This window comes from Snodgrassella sp. M0351, assembly GCF_016100575.1.
In the GTDB taxonomy this organism is placed as follows: domain Bacteria; phylum Pseudomonadota; class Gammaproteobacteria; order Burkholderiales; family Neisseriaceae; genus Snodgrassella; species Snodgrassella alvi.
This window is the reverse complement of record NZ_JACFSG010000001.1, coordinates 1,137,501-1,157,011: the sequence shown is the minus strand read 5'-3', so window position 1 is coordinate 1,157,011 and position 19,511 is coordinate 1,137,501. Positions and strand designations below refer to the sequence as shown.

The following is a 19,511-nucleotide window of genomic DNA, read 5'->3' as shown; positions in this document are numbered from 1 at the left end:
ACTCAAGGCGCACGCATCTGTGCGCCTTTTTATGTATTTAGCCGGAGCCGTAATGAAAGATTCAATGCAATTATTAAGAAAACTCAATGAAAATTGTGCACGGGCACTGAATGAGGCTGCTAACTTCTGTTTAAGCCGTGGTCATCATGAAATATTGCCTGAACATTTTCTCGTCAAATTACTTGAAACAGATAATAATGACCTGAATCTCTTATTGCGCCAGAACGAAATCAACGTCAACCGTTTGTGGGATGATTTGCTGGCCGGACTGGATAAATTGCCCTGGCAGCGAGTACCTCAGAAACCTGAGCTTTCACGCGCATTACTTAAATGGATAGAGCAGGCATGGATGCTGGCATCTATTGAACACGGACAGGAAGAAGTCCGCTCATTGCATTTGCTTGAAGCTATCCAGAAAATTCCTAGCATCTTTACACTTACAGATTTATGGCAGTTACTGATATTCAGAGCAGGACAACTGGCTGAAGCAGGACGATGGCTGGATAAATACTCAGTTGAAGCAAACACAGAAAATGATGCGATCTTCACCAAGAGAATAGATGCCGATAGTAAAACAGCAGAACCTGCTGAAACACCGGCCACACAGAATATACTCAATACCAGTAACTTACAGGATAAGCAATCGCCGGCAGAACAGGAAGCCTTGTCGCGCTTTACCATCGATCTTACTCAAAGAGCCAGAGACGGATATATTGATGCAATTTTCGGGCGGGATGAAGAAATCAGCCAGATAGAAGATATTTTGAGCAGACGGCGTAAAAATAATCCAATATTGGTTGGCGAACCGGGAGTAGGTAAAACAGCACTTGTTGAAGGGCTGGCATTGAAAATCGCCAATGACGAAGTTGGCAGCCATCTGAAAAATACCCATATTCTTGCTCTTGATATGGGACTGTTACAGGCTGGTTCCGGCTTGAAAGGTGAATTTGAGCAGCGCCTGAAAACGGTAATCGAAGCCATTCAGCATGCTTCTGAACCAACCATCCTGTTTATAGATGAAGCTCATACCATTATTGGTGCCGGTAATCAGGCCGGAGGGTCTGATGCAGCCAACTTACTCAAACCTGCACTTGCCCGTGGTCAGTTGCGCACTATCGCAGCAACCACCTGGTCTGAATACAAACAATATTTTGAAACCGATGCTGCTCTTGAGCGCCGTTTTCAGCCAGTAAAAGTAGATGAACCGGATGATGAAAAAGCCTGTCAGATGCTGCGCGGTATTGCTAAACTCTATGCAGAACATCATCAGGTGCATATTAAAGATGATGCGATTAAAGCCGCTGTTACATTGTCACGCCGGTATTTACCGGATCGTCAGCTTCCTGATAAAGCCATCGATTTACTGGATACCGCTGCAGCTAAAGTCAGACTTGGTATGCAAACATTACCACTGAATCTGATTAAAAGAATCTCCCTGCACAGCGCACTTCAAGAAGAAATCGACCGTCTGCAACAGGATATTCTTCTCGGACACCAGATAGATAACGAAAGAATGGAACAGTGCCGGCAGCAGCTAAAGCAATTAGACCAGGAAATAGAAGAAGAAAAACAAAAATTTGTTCAGGAGCAAGAAGCTGCTCAGGCAGTACTGGATGCGCGTACAAAAGATGAGCACGAAAGCAATCTGCATACACATAATCAGTCTTTTCAGCAATTGCAGCAAAACATTAGCCTGGATGTAGATCAGCAAGTCATTGCCAGTGTAATTAGTGAATGGACAGGCATTCCTGCCGGTCGCATGCTGGATGATGAAATTGAGCGTCTGATGACCTTATCTGAACAACTTAACAGTGAAGTAATTGGTCAGGAAGACAGCGTTAGTAGTATTGTTAATCATATTCGTACCCAGAAAGCCGGACTTGGCGAACCCAACAAACCACTTGGTGTATTCCTGCTAACAGGTACATCCGGCGTTGGCAAAACTAGAACAGCCAAAGCGCTGGCCAGATCACTTTTTGGTAGTGAAGATACAATGATTACCATCAATATGTCTGAATATCAGGAATCACATACAGTAGCTCAGCTTAAAGGTGCGCCTCCGGGATATGTGGGCTATGGCAAAGGTGGAGTCCTTACTGAAGCAGTACGTAAGCGTCCTTATTCAGTAGTACTGCTAGATGAAATAGAAAAAGCCCATCCGGATGTGCTTAATATTTTCTATCAGGTATTTGACCAGGGTGTTATGCGAGACGGAGAAGGGCGCATCATCAACTTCAAAAACACCATTCTGTTGATGACATCCAATCTGGGCAGCGAAGCTTTACAAAATGCTCCTGATGCCGATTTACCAACCCGACTGGAACTGGTCGATCAGCCCATCCGGGAAGTTCTTGCTCCTGCTTTGCTCGGGCGTATGAATGTACTGGCTTTTCGTCCGTTATCTGCTGACGATATGCAGATTATTATCCGTCAGCAACTAGACCGCATTGCAGCCAAAATTGCAGCTCAGTTTGCTGTTACCTGTGAGTATAGTAATACACTGGTAGCGGCGCTGGCGCAAACAACAGCCGGTCATGATTTGGGCGTACGCTATTTTGAACAGATGTTGCAGCAGCAAATTGTCCCCGAACTGGCCAGACAATTATTGCTGGAAAAGCAGCAAGGTCAGAATAGTGCCTATATCCAGCTTGATTTGGGAGAGCAGGGTGTAGTCATCACTTTGAGTGATGAACCAATAAAAGAGGTGGCAGCTGAAACAAATAGCGAAAATCAGCCAATATAACTGTTAATCACCGAATATAGTAAAAAGGGCAGATTTAAATAAGTATATGTCCTTTTTACTATTCATATATCAGCATATTAGTTTTTAATTTGGCTATACTTTAAAACTAATCAGCTACAGATTGAATTATTATCGAATAAAAATTGTGTTTGAATTAAAATTACCCAGATTCTTTGTTTATATTTTGTTTGTAAATAGATGAATTTATATTTGCCAAAATGTGTACTGAGCCATTTAGGCATATGTATTTGCAGTCGGTTTGTTATATATTGAACGTGTAGAGTAGTTTATTATGAATAACAATAGAAAAATCAGTTAAAGTATACCCTGCGTGATTAATTCAGTCTTTATCCATATTTTGACATAACATTAAGAAAAAAATTATCAATATAAAATAGCCAGTAAATTTTAGTATACTGGCTAAAAATACTTGAAACTGATAAATTGAATTTTAATTAATTGAGTTCAGGTCGAGACATTATATTAATTGAATTCTGCGGCGTAGGTGGCTGCATAGTAAATTTAGGGTTTGTTGTGTATTTTAGGTGGATTTTGGTATCTATTTTTACTGTTCCATCTATACTCTCCACCTCCTTAGGAAATGCTAGCTGTTCACGGATGCCTATAATTCTTCCTTTTAAATCAAAATAATAATTATATTGTATGGGGATTTGATTATTTTTGAATTGCTTTATAACACTAAAATAGGGATTTTTAAAAACACCGCTGTCATCAGAATCATGTTCATCAAAAAAATAAGAATTAAAAGTAGAAGTGAATTCGTCAATTATATTTTGTAATGCAGCATAATCCTCAGGTTTATATTTACTATTCTGATCAGCTTTGTCTGCAGCCTCTTTTAAAGCCTTTGAAAGGCTTTCAAGCATTGTATTATCAATTTTCTGCATTAAAGCGTAGTCTACATTCAGATTAACCTGATACTTTGCTTTCAGTGTTTTTCCATACTCATCAACGTTGACTTTTTTGAATGCATCGCGATCAATTGCTGCATAACCATCATCAATTAATTTTGGTAAGCTTTTTAACAGATCGGATATAGGCAGGTTTTTTATCTGGGATTTTGGTACAGCTAATTGTAAATATTTGTCACCAATTACCATTCTAGTATGAGGTATTTTATCTAGTAAATGTGTAATAGCAGAAACATCTGTGTATAAAGATAGATTTTTGAAGTCTATATAGGTAGGAAATTTAAAAGAAACCAGTACATTTTTGTTTTCATAACGAACTTCCGGAATTATTTCCATTTGCCCTTTTCGTATATCTATAGCACCGGTAAAGGGTACAGAAAAAGATTGACTGAGTTGCTCAAAAAAGGGCGCCAGGGAATTTTTTTGTTTTGGTTCATTATCATCATCGTCGTCATCTGCTTCTGTTTGAGGTAGTGGTTTTGATGCAGTATTTAAAAGCTTTTTATGTGTTTCATTAGTTTTGTTTATTTCAGATGTATCAGAAGAAATTTCATCTTCATTGTTTGTATTAGGATTAATATGATATTCTCCTTGAAAAGAACCACTGAAGTTCAAGCGATTATCTTTTAAAATCATTTGCTGGACACCAGCACGCACCATTTTATCCGGTGAATTGTCATTTATGTGGCTGCATGCTGAAACTATTCCTGCTAGAGTCAATGCTAATATTATTTTTGTAAAATTTAACCCCATAAAATTCCCTTTAAATTAACTGATTTTTTGTTATTTTATTTGCAAATATATTAACTTATGTTTGCCAAATATATTGAGTTGAGCTTATGGTATCTGTATTTGCAGACAATTTGGTATATATCAAATGAGTAGGTAGTTTGTTATGATAGGACTATAAAATTCACTCAAGGTGTACTTGTCGTGATTAGTTCTGTCTGGATTTATGTTTTTGAATTAACATATAATAAATACCTTATCAATGAAAAAAAAGCCAGTATGTAAAACATACTGGCTAAAAAATTTAAATCAGATAAGAAAATTAATCATTACCAACCAAGCCGAGCCCCTATATTGATTGAGTTTTGTGGTGTAGGCTGCATGGTAAATTTAGGGCTTCCGGTGTAATCCATTCGAACTTTATAATCTATTCTGATTGTTCCTTTTGGCTCTTCCATACCTGTTATTGCCATTGGAAGGTCAGTCTTAAAGCGTACACCAATAATGCGACCTTTTGAATCAAAGTAGAAATTATTTACCATTAGATTAGATTTATTTTTGAGCTGCTCCAAATAAGCACCCATAGGAGTATCTGCAAGAGCATTATCACTATCGGAATAAATTGAAGCTAAAGCGTCAATTATATTCCCCAGTAAAGCGTAATCTTCTGGTTTATATTTATTATTCTTATCAGCCTTGGCTGCTGTCTCTTTTAGAGCCTTAGAAAGACTTTGTAGAAGTACAGTATTATATTTAAGGCTTGAAGCATAGTCTGTATTCAGATTAACCTGATATTTTGCTTCCAGTGTTTTTCCAAATTCGTCGACATTTACTTTTTTGAATGCGCTCGGAGCAATTGATGCATAACCGTCATCTACAGATTTAGGTAAGCTTTTTAATAAATCTGCTACAGGTATGTGTTGTGCTTTATCTTGCGGTACAGCGAATTGCATATATTTATCACCAATTACCATTTTATTGTTAGGCATAGTGTCTGACAAATGTGTAATTGCAGAACCATCGAGATATAAGGACAAATTATTAAAATCTAAATAGGTAGGAAATTTAAAAGAAATCAGTACGTTTTTATCTTCATAACGGACTTCAGGAATCACTTCCATCACCCCTTTTTTCATATCTACAGCACCAGTGAAAGGTACGGAAAAAGATTTACCGAATTGTCCTAAAAATTGCCCTATAGATTTGTTATACAAATCCATTTGTTTGCGGTGATACTCTGTTAATTCTGAAGTATCATCATCATATTCTTCTGATGCAGAAACTTCTGATGCAGTTATTGGTTCGGTTATTTCTGAAGAACTTTTATTTTCATTATTCTGAATAATAAATTCTGTCTGATAAGAACCGCTAAAATTAAACTGATTGTCTTCTGTCATAATGCGCTGAATACCAGTGCGCACCATTTTGTCAGGGGATTTTTCAGTTTTATTACCACATGCCGAAACCATACCGGCAACAGCCAGCATTAATATTATTTTTGTAAATTTCAATCTCATAAAAGTCCCTTAGTTTAATAAGCAAAATATATTGTTAATAATTGTATTTTAATTGTAATAAAATGACCAGAAAAAATTAATAAATTACAATTCTAATCAGATATTATAACGAGAACATTATCTATTTCAAGGTCTTAAGCTGAGCATCTGTTAAAACCATTTTAAAAAAGTTATTGCAAAAATAAATCAAATTAATGATAGTAAATATAAATTATAAATTGTTTTGTTGAGAAAAATAATTTATAATTCATAAAATTTTTATAAATTTGGTTTAAATTTTGGAGTTTTTATGAAAGAATATAAAGTTGTTATTTATCAGGAAGGTGCTCTGGCTTCTATGTTTCTGGGCGCGGCAAATGCAGATCCTGTAAAATTTTCCAACTTTCTAAATCGAAATGCTAAAGAAGGATGGCGTGTAGTAACAATGGAAAAAGATATGCGTCGTCTATTTTTATTGTGGAGAAGAGAAGCTTATTTATTAGTAATGGAGAGAGATATTGGTTAAAAAAGCCGGATTAGGATGCCTTTATATTTTCATATTCTGGTGTGTCTTATTGATGCTGGAATTATGGTGGGACATTTTTCCTGCTGAAATTTTTCTAAAAATATCTATATCTTTAGCAATTTTATTCTTTGCTTTGTTGGCGATAGCCGTGGTTCTTGATCAGTTGAACTCAGATAAAAAGCTAAAAGATAAAAATTATTTAGAATAATATTTATTTTACACTTGAAAATCCAAGTTTAATATTAAATAAACTAGTTGAAAATTTAAATGATTTCGAATCTTTTAAATTAAGTATAAATATTAGTTAATTTATTATTTCACTTGGTTTATCTTTTTCTAAGTGGTTAATATTTTTGTTTTAAAATTAAATAGCTTTGTCATTTAATTTGATTAAGCTTATAAAGTGTTATTCATTTGCGCAGCATATACCAAGTTGTGAACAGTTTTTTATTACTTCTTCAATAAATAAAAACAAAATTTCTGGATTTATAATCTCTTACTCTATACAAAGCAGAATAAACAAATAATTTTTTATCCACGCGGATGATGCTGATGCACAATCTGTTTTAGACGTTCATTGGCAACATGTGTGTAAATTTGTGTTGTGCCGATATCAGCGTGTCCCAGAAGCAATTGCACTACACGTAAATCTGCACCATGATTCACAAGATGTGTAGCGAAAGCATGACGCAAACCATGCGGGCTAAGATGATGGATGCCGGCTGCACTAGCATATTTGGTCACAATCATCCAGGCCAGCTGCCGAGTGATGGCTGTTTTTTTCTGACTGACAAATACTGCATCACAAGCACGTCCTTTTAGTAAAGCAGGGCGGGCATCTGTAAAGTAATTTTCCAGCCAGTCGGTTGCTTCTTCCCCTAATGGAACCATACGCTGTTTATTTCCTTTTCCGATGGTACTTAACAGGCCGTTTTGTAAATCGATTTCATTGATTCGTAAGTTAACAGCTTCGCTAACTCTCAATCCAGTAGCGTACATAAGTTCCAGTAAGGCTTTATCACGCAGACCCAGAAAGGTTTTGGTATCCGGGGCTGCTAATAAAGCATCTATCTGTGTTTCGGAAATAATATCCGGCAAGTATTGCCCTTTTTTAGGCATTTGCAGCTGTTCGGTTGGTATATCCTGACGGCGGTTATATTCATGCATCCAACTGAACAGACGTTTACAGGTTGATAATGCCCGTGCCTGTGAAGATGGTTTTTCACTGGGGATAAATACAGCAGATGCAAGTGACAAAGGGTCTACATTCAGCCAGTTCAGATGTTCGGCTTGTATGCGACGAGCAATTTTATTCAAATCCCGCCGGTAACTTTCCAGTGTATTGAATGCCAGCTGTTCACTAAGCCAAAGATGTTCGAGCAATGACTCGATTGGTTCGAGTAGTTCTGCCGGTAAAGTATCATTTACCATGTTGCTCCTTCGTGTTTAAGCAGCCAACGCTTTATATTTAGTTCAAAAGCATTAGTACTGAGGCTGAACCCTCCCAGACCACTGGCTGATACAACCCGATGACAAGGAATAATAATTGGTAACGGGTTTTTACCACAGGCCTGACCTACGGCTCTGGGTGAACTGTTTAGCACACGCGCGATATCTCCGTAAGTGGCAATCTGACCATAGGGGATATCGGCAATAACCTGCCAGACTTTTTGCTGGAATGCAGTGCCGTCAGTGGAAGGAGGATAGTTAAATTTTTGCAGGCTGCCATTAAAATAGGAGTCAAGCTGTTTTGCCCAGAATCCAGTCAGGTCAGGTAAGATTTCTGAAAAGGGTGTTTGCCAATGGATAGCCTTTAATTTTTGCTCAGGACTGAATTCCAGTTTTAATGAGCAGCAGGGCGCTTGATATGAGTAACTAGGCATACTGTTGCAGTGTATTTAAAACAATTTGGGCGTGACCGGCCGCTTTAACTTTACGCCATTCCTGTGTAATTTGCCCATCCTGATTCAGGATAAAGGTACTTCTTTCAATACCGAATACCTTTTTACCATACATGTTTTTCTCTTTAAGTACATCAAATTGTCTGCATACTGTTTCTTCACTGTCTGAAAGCAGGGTAACGTTGAGTTCATATTTGCAGATAAAATTATGATGGCTTTTCATACTATCACGGGAAATACCAATCACATGGTAACCCAGTTGTTTGAATTGGGGCAGTAAAGCACTGAATTCCTGTGCTTCGGTTGTACAGCCTGGTGTGCTGTCTTTCGGATAGAAATAAACCACAGCTGGTAAATGTTCTGCAATATTAAAGTTATTGCCTTCGGTATCTGGAAGTGTAAACAGCATAGATTGAGACATTATTTATTTTCCTTTGTATGTAATGATTACTTTGATTTAATCGCGAATAAAAGCCGTAATCAAAGGAACATCGCCAATTAGACGGCTGCAGTGTCCATGAATATTTGAGTCGAAGGTAATGCCTTCAGGTAAAGTGTCGGCAGAATAAAAATGTTCTCCGGCACTAAAGCGGCGGGTACTACCATCGCGTAGTCCGATTTCCATCACTCCTTGTAATACTATCAGCCATTGTGGTTTACCAGTGCAGTGAAAATCACTTTTAAAACCAACCGGACTGTAACGTAATTGTAACCCTTCTGCTTTGAACCAAGGTGATAACTGGCTTTTTTCATTACCTTCGTTTAATTCAATTTTTTCTTCTTTGAATCGGGCAAAACCATCACTTCCGGTATATAAAATTACTTTAGTAAATGTTGTCATAATTTCTACTCATGGCCTAATGGTAAAAAAATCAGTGCAGAGATATATATATCTGCACTGAAAGAATAATAAATCAGCCTATAACACCAAGATTATCATCATTGGACGGGGTATTATTGTGTTTGGGAAGCAGCCATAAAGTGGCAATGATGTCCAGAAGGTAAATAGATGCCAGTAAACATAAGGCAACATAAAATGACCATTCTTTGACCAGAAAACCGATAACCAGCGGCCCTAATCCGCCAATGCCACGACCCAGATTAAATAATACATTCTGGGCAGTTGCACGCACATGCGGGGGGAAGTTATCAGAAATCAGTGCTCCATAGCCGCCAATCATGCCATTGACAAATAAGCCCATAATGGCACCGCATATCAGTAATGCAGTGGGGTCCTGCAACTGTGCATATTGTGCCACCATAATAAAAGAACCAATCTGGTAAATCAGAAAGATTTTCCAGCGGGCAAAATGGTCAGCCAGAAAACCGAACAGCCAGATACCCATGATCATGCCAATAACGGTGACCGCAGTCCAGTTGCCGGAATCTGTAAGGCTGAATCCGAGTTTTTTGGCAAGATAACTGGGCATCCAGATCATTAAACCGTAATAACCGAAATTTTGTACAGCGCAAAGGATAAATATACCCAGACTGGTTTTAGCAGTCTGCCGGTCTTTAACCAGTAATTTAAGACGTGCAGAAAATGATAACTCACCATTTGCTTTATGTTCGCGGGTAAATTGTTCCGGTTCGTTGGTATCATGACGAATAAAATAGGATACGATTGCCGGAAATAATCCTACGACAAACATGCCGCGCCAGCCGATATGCTGAAGCAGAAATGGTGTAATAAAGGTAGCCGCCAGTACGCCCAGCTGCCAGCCGATACCGACGAAGGCTGATGCGCGATTACGTTTTGATGCAGGCCATACTTCTGCAATCATAGCCATACCGATACCGAACTCTCCGCCCAGCCCCATACCGGCCAGAGCCCGGTAAATAAGCAGGTCGTAATAACCTTGTGCAACCGCACACAGACCAGTAAAAACGGCAAACATGAGAATGGTTAGCGATAACATGCGTATCCGGCCGAAGCGATCACTTAAATGTCCGAAAACGATACCGCCGATAACAGAACCGATTAATGTCCATGTTACCAGTGAACCTGCCTGAGAAGTATTCAGTCCGAGATCAGCACTGATGGCGCTGAGCATAAAACCGAGTATCAGCAGGTCAAAACCATCCATGGCATAGCCACTGATAGCGGCAACCATAGCTTTTGCAGGAGTTAATTTTTTTCTTGGTTGTTTCATAAGGGGACTTACAATCGAGAATCTAAAATGTTAATAACAGTTTTGCCTGCACCGGCAGGCTGATTAATATCACCGGTCTGTGCTGGTGTTGTAATTGGAGAAAAATGTTCACGGTCAAAGGCAATATCGCCGCCATGTGGTAGTTGTTGTCCGCGTTGCAAGCCGGCAAAATTGAATAAATGATAATCAGCCAGATGCGAGGGTACGATGTTTTGCATGGCCGAAAACATGGATTCAATGCGCCCGGGAAACTGTTTGTCCCATTGCCGGAGCATGTCTTTGATAACCTGCCGTTGCAGATTGGGCTGTGAGCCACACAGGTTGCATGGAATAATTGGAAATTCCAGCATTTGTGCATACCGGATCAGATCTTTTTCTTTAACATAGGCTAATGGTCTGATGATGATATGCTCACCGTTATCTGACAGTAGTTTGGGCGGCATGGCTTTAAGTTTGCCTCCGTAAAACATGTTCAGAAACAGGGTTTCCAGAATATCATCGCGATGGTGACCTAAAGCAATTTTGGTACAGTTATTTTCTTTGGCTACCCGGTATAAAATACCGCGTCGCAAACGGCTGCACAGGCCACAGGTAGTTTTGCCTTCATCTATTACCCGTTTGACTACGCTATAGGTGTCTTCTTCAATAATTTGAAACGGAACGCCAAGACTTTGCAGATAATCCGGCAGTATATGTGCAGGAAAACCCGGTTGTTTCTGGTCGAGATTAACTGCAAGAATTTCAAATTGTACTGGTGCAGATTTTTGTAATCTGAGCAGGATGTCCAATAATGCATAGCTGTCTTTACCACCGGAAAGGCAAACCATGATTTTGTCGCCGTCTTCAATCATCTGAAAATCATTAATAGCAGAGCCAACCTGATGACGAAGTCTTTTAATCAGTTTATTGTTTTCGTATTCGCGTTTTGGTGTATGAGACATGGATACAGCACTAATTTATGCAAATACCTGCAATTGTACAATAATTAAAGGCCGGCTGATGTGACTTAGCCGGCCTGTGTTAATTTTTACATGAATTAAAAAGGAGTTTTCAGCCTTTTTTTACTGGTTCTTTATCAAGCTCAAACACTTGGTGCAGTACACGGGTGGCCAGCTCCAGATATTTTTCATCAATTAACACGGACACTTTGATTTCAGAAGTAGAAATCATCTGGATATTGATATTTTCTTTAGCCAGAGTACGGAACATGGTAGAAGCAATGCCAACATGTGAACGCATGCCCATGCCGACTATTGATACTTTACATACGGTATCATCGCCGCAGACTTCACGAGCTCCTATTGTTTTCTGCACTTCATGAAGAATATCCAGCGTATTCTGATAATCGCTGCGTGGTACGGTAAAGGAAAAGTCTGTGGTTCCTGCTGAGCCGACATTCTGAATAATCATATCCACTTCAATATTGGCATCGGCGACAGCTCCCAGTATCAGTGAAGCCATTCCCGGCGTATCCGGTACCCCGCGCACATTAATTCGTGCCTGATTTTTATCAAAAGCAATACCGGATACTGCCGCATGTTCCATCATATTCTGATCCTCTTCAAATGTGATTAATGTGCCATTACCGCTGTTTTCCAGACTGCTTAATACGCGCAGCCGCACTTTATATTTACCGGCAAACTCTACTGAGCGGATTTGTAATACTTTACTGCCCAGACTGGCCAGTTCCAGCATTTCTTCAAATGAAATGGTATTGAGACGACGCGCTTCCGGTACGACACGCGGGTCGGTGGTGTATACGCCATCCACATCAGTATAGATCTGGCATTCGTCTGCTTTCAGTGCTGCTGCCAGTGCTACTGCTGAGGTATCCGAACCGCCGCGACCCAGAGTGGTAATATCATTGTTGGCATTAACACCCTGAAAACCGGCTATGATAACAACTTTACCGGCATTGAGATCTGTGCGGATGCGTATCTCATCAATCGCATCAATGCGTGCTTTGGTATGAGCACAATCGGTTTTAACGGCTACCTGCCAGCCTGTATAGCTCTTTGCGTCTACGCCAATGCTGTGCAAAGCCATGGCAAGCAGACCGATAGTGACCTGTTCACCCGTTGATAAAACAACGTCAAGTTCACGCGGATTGGGCTTTTCCTGAATTTCATGTGCCAGTGCAACCAAACGGTTGGTTTCTCCGCTCATAGCGGATACAACCACTACTAGATCATCACCATTGGCTCTGGCTTGTGCTACACGACGAGCTACATTTTTTATACGTTCAACTGTTCCAACTGATGTACCGCCGTATTTCTGTACGATTAACGCCATAATACTGCTTGCTTTCCGGGTTGTTATAATGTCAAAAAAGGACAGGTTGTGTTAACCCTGCCTGCTTAAATATCCTGTCGGACATTCTTTTTAGCATTTTTATCATGCAAAAACAAGCTGCTGAGTCAGTATTTTGTCAGGTTCAGGCAGCTTGTTTTAAATAATGTTTAAATTCGGAAAATAGGTGATTGTATTTTTGTGAATTAATTTTCAGCCAGTGCTTGTTGCTGAGCAGCAAGAATTTGTTTAATTCCTTTTTGTGCCAAGGTGATTAAATCATTTAACTGACCGATACTGAAAGTAGCTCCTTCGGCTGTACCCTGAATTTCAACCAGCTGTTGTGAGGCGGTCATCACTACATTAATATCTGCATCACAGGATGAATCTTCCGGATAATCCAAATCGAGCAGGAGATTACCGTCAATCATACCGACAGAGATAGCAGCTACAGCTTCACGAATCGGATTTTCACTGATCAGCCCTTTTTCCAGTAATTTTCTGACTGCCAGAGCAAGTGCAACATAAGCGCCGCTGATACTGGCGGTGCGTGTGCCTCCGTCGGCCTGTATAACATCACAGTCAATCAGTATCTGGCGGCTGCCCAGTTTTTCTAAATCTACAACTGCCCGTAAGGAACGGCCAATCAGGCGCTGAATTTCCTGAGTTCTCCCCGATTGCTTTCCTGCTACTGCTTCGCGGCGCATACGGCCATTGGCAGAGGCGGGCAGCATGCCATATTCTGCTGTTACCCAGCCACGACCCTGATCTTTTAAAAAGCCGGGTACATTTTCATCAATAGTTGCTGTGCAAATTACTTTAGTATTACCGCAGCAAATCAGTACAGAACCGTCTGCCTGTGCGAGGAAATCAGGCACGATACTAAGATGACGTGGCTCATCGTCAGCACGTCCGGAACGATTGGATAGAGGTGTGTTTTTCATATTTAGAGACTTTGTCGGGAGATGAATGCAGAATTATATAACCAGTGTGTTGCGATTCATATCAATTAAACCTTTTATGGATTAAGTCGTTTTCGTTATACTTGATTTAATTGCCAGTTTGAATATAACCCGGCAGGAATAAACGGTTTAAGGAAAATATATATGTTATACAGTATGACTGGCTATGCAAATGCTTCAGAACAATGTGGAAATCGCCAAATCAATGTTGAGCTCAGAGCAGTTAATCATCGTTATCTGGATATCCAGTTTAAAATTGCAGAAGAATTACGTCCGTTTGAAGGTAAGATGCGTGAATTAATCAGTTCTCAGGTGGCACGGGGTAAACTGGAATGCCGTATTCAGATTCAAACTCTGCCCAGCGAAAGTACTGATGATTTACCGGTTAATCATAAACTGGTAGAACAACTGGCATCATTTAATCAACAGTTGCGTCGTAAGTATAAAGATTTAGGTAAATTAACTGTTGCAGATATTTTGCATTTCCACGGTGTTATTGTGGCGCCAACGGAGGACGATGAAATATTACATAACGGTGTACAGACTTTACTGGGACAAGTCCTCACCGAATTTAAAGCAGCGCGGGCTCGTGAAGGTGAAAAGCTGCAGCAGCATTTGCTGGATCGTCTGAATGATATGACAGATATCGTGGCAGCTATGCAGCAGTTGTTCCCGCAATTATTGCAGGACTATATGAATAAGGCTGAAGCCCGTTTGCGCGAAGCAGTGGCTCAGGTAGATGCAGAGCGCCTGAAACAGGAATTTGCATTGTTTATGCAAAAAGCCGATGTAGATGAAGAACTGAATCGTTTAAATACGCACATAGCTGAAGCACGACGTCTGATAGAAGAACATCGCGGCAGCGTGGGTAAACGTCTGGATTTTCTGATGCAGGAACTAAATCGCGAAGCGAATACGCTTGGCAGTAAAGCAATAGCCATTGAATGTACACAGGCATCAGTAGGGCTTAAAGTACTGATTGAACAAATGCGCGAGCAGGTACAGAACGTAGAATAAACAATAGCTGTTTATGCCATACTATTAAAAACCAGAATTACTTTTCGAATTGAAACTGGCAATTCTGGTTTTGTCTTAATTCCAGTATCTGGTTGAAACCAATTCTAAAAAGCCAGTTTGACCATACGATTGGCAGCTTCAATACATTCTTCGACACTGGATACCAGTGCGATCCGCACAAAGCCTGCCCCAGAGTTACCGTATGGTGTATTACGGGCAAGATAACGTCCCGGTAATACACGAATCGCTGCTTTTTGCCATAATTTCTGTGTAAAGGCCAAATCATCACAATCGGGAACATTCAGCCACAGATAGAATGAAGCATCAGGTTTATGCAGGGCAAATTTTTGCTGTAATATCGGAATTACTTTATCAAATTTTTCCCGATACAGATTACGATTGGTAATGACGTGTTCTTCATCATTCCATGCAGCAATACTGGCGTATTGTGTGGGCAGGCTCATGGCACTGCCATGATAGGTGCGGTAGAGCAGAAAATCAGCCAGAAGTTTACTGTCACCTGCTACAAAACCGGAACGCAGACCGGGTGCATTAGAACGTTTTGACAAGCTGGTAAACATAATCAGACGGTCGAATGTCCGGCCTAACTGAGTAGCCGCCTGTAATGCACCCAGAGGTTTATTATCATCATCAAAGTAAATTTCTGAATAGCATTCATCTGACGCAATCACAAATCCGTATTTGTCCTGTAAGGCAAATAGTTTTTTCCATTCGTCCAGATTCATTACCGCGCCACTGGGGTTGCCCGGAGAACAAACGAAAACCAATTGTACCTTTGGCCATGTATTCTGATCGATTTCCTGCCATTGCGGCATAAAATGCGGAGCGCGGCAATTGACATATTCTACCCGCGCGCCAGCCAGCAAGGCTGAACCTTCATATATCTGATAAAAGGGGTTCGGGCTGACAACTACAGGCTGATATTCAGTACTGCTGTCAATTATGGTTTGAGTAAATGCAAATAATGCTTCCCGGCTGCCCAGCACGGGTAATACTTCAGTATCAGGATTAATTTTTACCCCTGAATAGCGGCGCATAAGCCATTGAGCACAAGCCTGACGAAGCTCAGGAATGCCGGCAGTAGCCGGATAGGCTGCAAGTCCATCCAGATGCTGAATCAGTGCATCAGTTAAAACTGACGGAGTAGGGTGTTTGGGTTCACCAATATGTAAAGATATAGGCTGGAGATCAGCCGGTGGTTCCAGACCATCCATTAATTTACGTAATCTGGCAAAAGGATAGGGCTGTAATAATTCCAGTTTCGGATTCATAATCGTAAATACAAATTATTGTAAATGCTTTGATACTACCACCAATCAAATTACTGCGGCAGTAAGTATTCATTTTTAGCTCCGGAAAATACCGGTTACAGACAAATAAAAAACCACATGCATGCATGTGGCTTATGAAATTATTCAGCATTTTCAGGCAGATTTCTGGACAGCCTGAATTTCGCCGGTCAGTAAATATTCAATGGTTTCTTTAACAGTGCGCATCGCTGAACCGAATGGCAGCGGATCTTTACCACGGAAAAATAAACCTTTGTCAGTTTCTCCGCGCCAGGCTGCAGCAAGTTTCAGATCAATACAGAATTGTCCGACTTTTTCCAGACCATCACGTAAACCGCATACAGACAAACAGTTAATCCCCTGCGTACAGCGCCGCGGGTCTGCTTTGGCATTAGCCTGTAATACGCTTTCACGTTTCAGATAGCTATCCAGAAATTTAGTTTTAACGCCGCGTGCCGGCAAGCCGGCTACCGACATGAATTCTACAATTTGTTCGCCTTCGGCACCAGCGAGAGTTTTCTTAAAATTGATATGTGCATCACCTTCCTGAGTCACAGCAAATGCTGTACCAATTTGTACAGCAGCTGCACCCCATTCTTGTAAAGCTACAGTGATTTTCTGAAAATTAGCCATTCCGCCAGCAATGATTAAAGGAATTTTTTCCCGTTCCAGATCAAGTTTTTTAAATAATTCGAATGTTTCAGTCAGTACGCGTTTAAATTCAAAACGTTCATCATTAACACCGGCAACAGTTGCTGCACCAAGATGTCCGGCAGCATGGGCGGGATGTTCGATTACAATTGCATCAGGCAGACGGTTCTTTTTCATCCAGCGTTTAAGAACAATACCAATACCGCGTGATTCAGACAAAATAGGCAGTAAAGCTACATCAGGAAAATTTTCAGTCATATCCGGTAAGTCGAGCGGCAGACCGGCTCCCATTACAATTGCGTGTGCACCTGATTCGCAAGCCTGCTGTACCATCGCATGATGGTCTTTAACCGCTTTCATCACATTAACGGCGATCATTCCGCGTCCTTCAGACTGGGCAAGTGCGGATTTGATTTCACGATCAAGTGCAATCCTGTTTAAGGTATCGTATTTTTCCTGCGTAGGATTTTCTTTGGACTGCTCAAGTAAATCGGGATGCAAATGACGTAAATCCACGCTGGCGATCGTTCCTACTCCATTTTCTCGTGCTACTGCACTGGCCAGACTTGAGGCAGAAACACCTACGCCCATACCGCCCTGAACAATCGGAATGAGATGATGATTGCGAATAACTAGTGGTGCAAATTCCTGCATATTGCTTCCTGTATTTTGTTTAGTAAGCGATGCTTTAAAGTATTGCTTATAATAAAAGCCTGTAATTACAGTAAAAAAATCTGGAAAGCACTTTCATTCGGCTGGCTTTTATCAATTAGTGCTTCTACTCTATTCTTGCACAAGGACACTGTCAAGAGATTAAAACTTCTCAGAGCGATATAGCTTTCACAAAGTGGTAAAATTTGTATGATTTGTACGACAAGGTTAGTTAATGTAATGATTGTCATTTAAGCCTTAATGCTTAGAGAAATTATTACCAACTCATGTTATATTCACTCAGTAAGCATGATTCAGGTAATCACAACAGGGTAAATAACTAATGGTTACATGTAATGCACAGCGGCGTGCTGTTTTAGGTGCGCTTGTTTTATTTCTTTCTGCCTGCAGAATTAGTAGTCGAAAAATAATAGTACAGTCTGGTACCCAACCCCGTCTGGCTCCTATTCGGATTACTAAAGTCAGTCATCAGGTAGGGAGTCAGGAATTGCTGTTGCATAGCATGAGTCTGATAGGTACACCCTACCGTTATGGCGGCAGTAGCCGGGGTAGCGGATTTGATTGCAGTGGTATGGTGCAATACGTTTACCAGCAGGCATTGCAGGTAAATCTGCCTCGTACCGCACGTGATATAGCAGCTGTTTCCGCCCCGATCCGCACAAAAGATTTGCAGGTTGGGGATTTGGTGTTTTTCAACACTTCGGGACAGGCTTATTCACATATGGGGCTGTATATTGGCAACGGTGAATTTATTCATGCGCCTTCCAGCAGCGGTGTTATTCGCACGGCCAGACTGGACCAGCCCTATTTTAGCCAGCGTTTTACAGGTGCACGCACGCTGTTTGCCCGCTGAATAAAATTAATTATTCATTTTGAATTTAATAATCACGATATAACAGGACAACAACATGAGTGAGCAGGATTTAGTATTGGTACTTAACTGTGGCAGTTCTTCAGTAAAAGCCGCAGTCATGGATTTAGCCGAAAAAGAAGTTTTAATGAGCTGTCTGGCTGAAAAAGTAGGTAATACTGATGCTTTTATCACCTTTAAAATCAATGGTGAAAAACATAAACACGCCTTAACCGGCAATCATGATCACGTTGCAGCTGTAATGGCTTTGCTGGAACAGTTAAAAGATCTGGGTTTATATGACCGTGTCAAAGCTATCGGCCATCGTGTCGTACATGGTGGCGAACGATTTACCCAGTCTACAGTGATTACTCCTGAAGTAATGCGTGATATTGAAGCCTGTATTGTACTGGCTCCGTTGCATAATCCTGCTCATATTCTGGGTATTCAGGCAGCACAGCAGGCGTTTCCCGAGCTGCCGCAGGTAGCAGTATTTGATACAGCATTCCATCAGACTATGCCACCGCATGCTTATCATTATGCTATACCGTCAACACTGTATACCCGTTACGGTGTACGTCGTTATGGTGCGCATGGTACCAGCTACCGTTATGTTGCTCAGGAAACCGCAGCATTTTTGCGCCGTGATATTAATGAAATGAGCATGGTGATTGCTCATCTGGGTAATGGCGCCTCTATCACCGCTGTTAAAAACGGTCGTTCACAGGATACCAGCATGGGGCTGACTCCGCTGGAAGGTCTGGTTATGGGTACCCGTTGCGGCGATATCGATCCGAGTATTTTCTCTTTCCTGGCCGCGAATGCCAAAATGAGCATTGATGAAATCACCGAAATGCTGAACAAAGAAAGCGGTATGCTGGGTTTATCTAATCTTTCTAACGATTGCCGTATGCTGGAAGAAGCTGCTGCTAACGGACACAAAGGTGCCGAGCTTGCTCTGGATGTATTTGCCTATCGTCTGGCTAAATATGTGGGCGGTATGATGGTTGCCTGCGGCAGTCTGGATGCATTGGTATTTACCGGTGGTATTGGTGAAAACTCAACTACAATGCGCGAAAAAGTAGTTAATTATCTGAATGTATTTGGCATGATTCTGGATCATGATGCCAATATGGAAGCCTGCTTCGGTACACCGGGTGTGATTAGCACAAAAGATAGTAAAGCAGCAGTTTTGGTTATTCCGACTAATGAAGAGCTGATGATTGCTCAGGATACTGCCCGTTTAACAGGGATGCATGTTTAAATAGGTGATTCAAAAT

General features: G+C 40.8%; 18 protein-coding genes. 6 read left to right on the top strand and 12 right to left on the bottom strand.

Translation table 11 applies throughout. The annotated features are described in order from the left end of the window. Positions 1 to 52: 52 nt before the first annotated feature. Positions 53 to 2,743, top strand: a complete 2,691-nt coding sequence (gene tssH / locus H3V01_RS05185) for a type VI secretion system ATPase TssH (RefSeq protein ID WP_198186170.1) — start codon at positions 53 to 55, stop codon at positions 2,741 to 2,743. Between the two features lie 455 nt (positions 2,744 to 3,198). On the opposite strand, the gene H3V01_RS05180 is transcribed toward tssH, so the two are convergent. Together H3V01_RS05180 and H3V01_RS05175 are read right to left on the bottom strand one after the other, a co-directional pair. Beyond that, positions 3,199 to 4,428, bottom strand: coding sequence for a hypothetical protein (locus tag H3V01_RS05180; RefSeq protein WP_198186169.1), 1,230 nt, complete (start codon positions 4,426 to 4,428; stop codon positions 3,199 to 3,201). A gap of 305 nt (positions 4,429 to 4,733) precedes the next feature. After that, positions 4,734 to 5,921, bottom strand: coding sequence for a hypothetical protein (locus tag H3V01_RS05175; RefSeq protein ID WP_084553424.1), 1,188 nt, complete (start codon positions 5,919 to 5,921; stop codon positions 4,734 to 4,736). 289 nt (positions 5,922 to 6,210) lie between these two features. Here H3V01_RS05175 and H3V01_RS05170 point away from each other — a divergent pair, with 289 nt between their 5' ends. After that, complete coding sequence (locus H3V01_RS05170; protein WP_025330941.1) at positions 6,211 to 6,426, top strand: DUF4177 domain-containing protein; 216 nt, start codon at positions 6,211 to 6,213, stop codon at positions 6,424 to 6,426. Beyond that, positions 6,419 to 6,634 (top strand): hypothetical protein, encoded by a 216-nt coding sequence (locus tag H3V01_RS05165; protein ID WP_198186168.1) that lies wholly within the window; start codon positions 6,419 to 6,421, stop codon positions 6,632 to 6,634. The genes H3V01_RS05170 and H3V01_RS05165 overlap by 8 nt, the downstream gene beginning before the upstream one ends. A gap of 323 nt (positions 6,635 to 6,957) precedes the next feature. Here the strand turns inward: H3V01_RS05165 and xerD are convergent, their stop codons facing one another. The 8 genes from xerD to rph form a co-directional block, all read right to left on the bottom strand. Then, positions 6,958 to 7,857, bottom strand: a complete 900-nt coding sequence (gene xerD / locus H3V01_RS05160; protein WP_198186167.1) for a site-specific tyrosine recombinase XerD — start codon at positions 7,855 to 7,857, stop codon at positions 6,958 to 6,960. Then, positions 7,851 to 8,309, bottom strand: coding sequence for a methylated-DNA--[protein]-cysteine S-methyltransferase (locus tag H3V01_RS05155; RefSeq protein ID WP_041880394.1), 459 nt, complete (start codon positions 8,307 to 8,309; stop codon positions 7,851 to 7,853). The genes xerD and H3V01_RS05155 overlap by 7 nt, the downstream gene beginning before the upstream one ends. Continuing rightward, entirely contained in the window at positions 8,302 to 8,748 is a 447-nt protein-coding gene (locus tag H3V01_RS05150; protein ID WP_198186166.1) for a peroxiredoxin, read from the bottom strand. Before H3V01_RS05150 ends, H3V01_RS05155 begins: the two co-directional genes overlap by 8 nt. Positions 8,749 to 8,784: 36 nt before the next feature. Next, complete coding sequence (locus H3V01_RS05145; RefSeq protein ID WP_037392960.1) at positions 8,785 to 9,168, bottom strand: hypothetical protein; 384 nt, start codon at positions 9,166 to 9,168, stop codon at positions 8,785 to 8,787. Positions 9,169 to 9,241: 73 nt separating this feature from the next. Then, entirely contained in the window at positions 9,242 to 10,480 is a 1,239-nt protein-coding gene (locus H3V01_RS05140; protein ID WP_198186165.1) for an MFS transporter, read from the bottom strand. An 8-nt stretch (positions 10,481 to 10,488) separates the two neighbouring features. Next, on the bottom strand, positions 10,489 to 11,421 hold the full coding sequence (gene ttcA / locus H3V01_RS05135) for a tRNA 2-thiocytidine(32) synthetase TtcA (protein ID WP_084563865.1): 933 nt from the start codon (positions 11,419 to 11,421) through the stop codon (positions 10,489 to 10,491). Positions 11,422 to 11,530: 109 nt separating this feature from the next. Further along, complete coding sequence (locus tag H3V01_RS05130; protein ID WP_198186164.1) at positions 11,531 to 12,772, bottom strand: aspartate kinase; 1,242 nt, start codon at positions 12,770 to 12,772, stop codon at positions 11,531 to 11,533. Between the two features lie 203 nt (positions 12,773 to 12,975). Continuing rightward, complete coding sequence (gene rph / locus H3V01_RS05125; RefSeq protein WP_041880383.1) at positions 12,976 to 13,713, bottom strand: ribonuclease PH; 738 nt, start codon at positions 13,711 to 13,713, stop codon at positions 12,976 to 12,978. Positions 13,714 to 13,875: 162 nt separating this feature from the next. Here rph and H3V01_RS05120 point away from each other — a divergent pair, with 162 nt between their 5' ends. Continuing rightward, positions 13,876 to 14,748 carry a YicC/YloC family endoribonuclease gene (locus H3V01_RS05120; RefSeq protein ID WP_198186163.1) on the top strand — a complete coding sequence of 291 codons (873 nt, stop codon included), beginning with the start codon at positions 13,876 to 13,878 and terminating at the stop codon, positions 14,746 to 14,748. 104 nt (positions 14,749 to 14,852) lie between these two features. Here the strand turns inward: H3V01_RS05120 and dapC are convergent, their stop codons facing one another. Further along, positions 14,853 to 16,040 carry a succinyldiaminopimelate transaminase gene (dapC, locus tag H3V01_RS05115; protein ID WP_198186162.1) on the bottom strand — a complete coding sequence of 396 codons (1,188 nt, stop codon included), beginning with the start codon at positions 16,038 to 16,040 and terminating at the stop codon, positions 14,853 to 14,855. A gap of 153 nt (positions 16,041 to 16,193) precedes the next feature. Beyond that, positions 16,194 to 17,363 (bottom strand): NAD(P)H-dependent flavin oxidoreductase, encoded by a 1,170-nt coding sequence (locus H3V01_RS05110; RefSeq protein WP_025330929.1) that lies wholly within the window; start codon positions 17,361 to 17,363, stop codon positions 16,194 to 16,196. Between the two features lie 340 nt (positions 17,364 to 17,703). Between H3V01_RS05110 and H3V01_RS05105 the strand changes: the two genes are divergently transcribed. Next, positions 17,704 to 18,234, top strand: a complete 531-nt coding sequence (locus tag H3V01_RS05105; RefSeq protein WP_174833642.1) for a C40 family peptidase — start codon at positions 17,704 to 17,706, stop codon at positions 18,232 to 18,234. 55 nt (positions 18,235 to 18,289) lie between these two features. Beyond that, complete coding sequence (locus H3V01_RS05100) at positions 18,290 to 19,495, top strand: acetate kinase (protein WP_025330927.1); 1,206 nt, start codon at positions 18,290 to 18,292, stop codon at positions 19,493 to 19,495. Positions 19,496 to 19,511: the final 16 nt, after the last annotated feature.

Excerpts from the sequence above, each read along its gene's own strand:
- dapC (WP_198186162.1), bottom strand. The coding sequence starts at position 16,040 with ATGAATCCGAAACTGGAATTATTACAGCCCTATCCTTTTGCCAGATTA.
- tssH (WP_198186170.1), top strand. The coding sequence starts at position 53 with ATGAAAGATTCAATGCAATTATTAAGAAAACTCAATGAAAATTGTGCA.
- H3V01_RS05145 (WP_037392960.1), bottom strand. The coding sequence starts at position 9,168 with ATGACAACATTTACTAAAGTAATTTTATATACCGGAAGTGATGGTTTT.
- rph (WP_041880383.1), bottom strand. The coding sequence starts at position 13,713 with ATGAAAAACACACCTCTATCCAATCGTTCCGGACGTGCTGACGATGAG.
- xerD (WP_198186167.1), bottom strand. The coding sequence starts at position 7,857 with ATGGTAAATGATACTTTACCGGCAGAACTACTCGAACCAATCGAGTCA.
- H3V01_RS05180 (WP_198186169.1), bottom strand. The coding sequence starts at position 4,428 with ATGGGGTTAAATTTTACAAAAATAATATTAGCATTGACTCTAGCAGGA.
- H3V01_RS05110 (WP_025330929.1), bottom strand. The coding sequence starts at position 17,363 with ATGCAGGAATTTGCACCACTAGTTATTCGCAATCATCATCTCATTCCG.
- ttcA (WP_084563865.1), bottom strand. The coding sequence starts at position 11,421 with ATGTCTCATACACCAAAACGCGAATACGAAAACAATAAACTGATTAAA.
- H3V01_RS05130 (WP_198186164.1), bottom strand. The coding sequence starts at position 12,772 with ATGGCGTTAATCGTACAGAAATACGGCGGTACATCAGTTGGAACAGTT.
- H3V01_RS05105 (WP_174833642.1), top strand. The coding sequence starts at position 17,704 with ATGGTTACATGTAATGCACAGCGGCGTGCTGTTTTAGGTGCGCTTGTT.
- H3V01_RS05155 (WP_041880394.1), bottom strand. The coding sequence starts at position 8,309 with ATGCCTAGTTACTCATATCAAGCGCCCTGCTGCTCATTAAAACTGGAA.
- H3V01_RS05150 (WP_198186166.1), bottom strand. The coding sequence starts at position 8,748 with ATGTCTCAATCTATGCTGTTTACACTTCCAGATACCGAAGGCAATAAC.
- H3V01_RS05175 (WP_084553424.1), bottom strand. The coding sequence starts at position 5,921 with ATGAGATTGAAATTTACAAAAATAATATTAATGCTGGCTGTTGCCGGT.
- H3V01_RS05120 (WP_198186163.1), top strand. The coding sequence starts at position 13,876 with ATGTTATACAGTATGACTGGCTATGCAAATGCTTCAGAACAATGTGGA.
- H3V01_RS05100 (WP_025330927.1), top strand. The coding sequence starts at position 18,290 with ATGAGTGAGCAGGATTTAGTATTGGTACTTAACTGTGGCAGTTCTTCA.
- H3V01_RS05170 (WP_025330941.1), top strand. The coding sequence starts at position 6,211 with ATGAAAGAATATAAAGTTGTTATTTATCAGGAAGGTGCTCTGGCTTCT.
- H3V01_RS05140 (WP_198186165.1), bottom strand. The coding sequence starts at position 10,480 with ATGAAACAACCAAGAAAAAAATTAACTCCTGCAAAAGCTATGGTTGCC.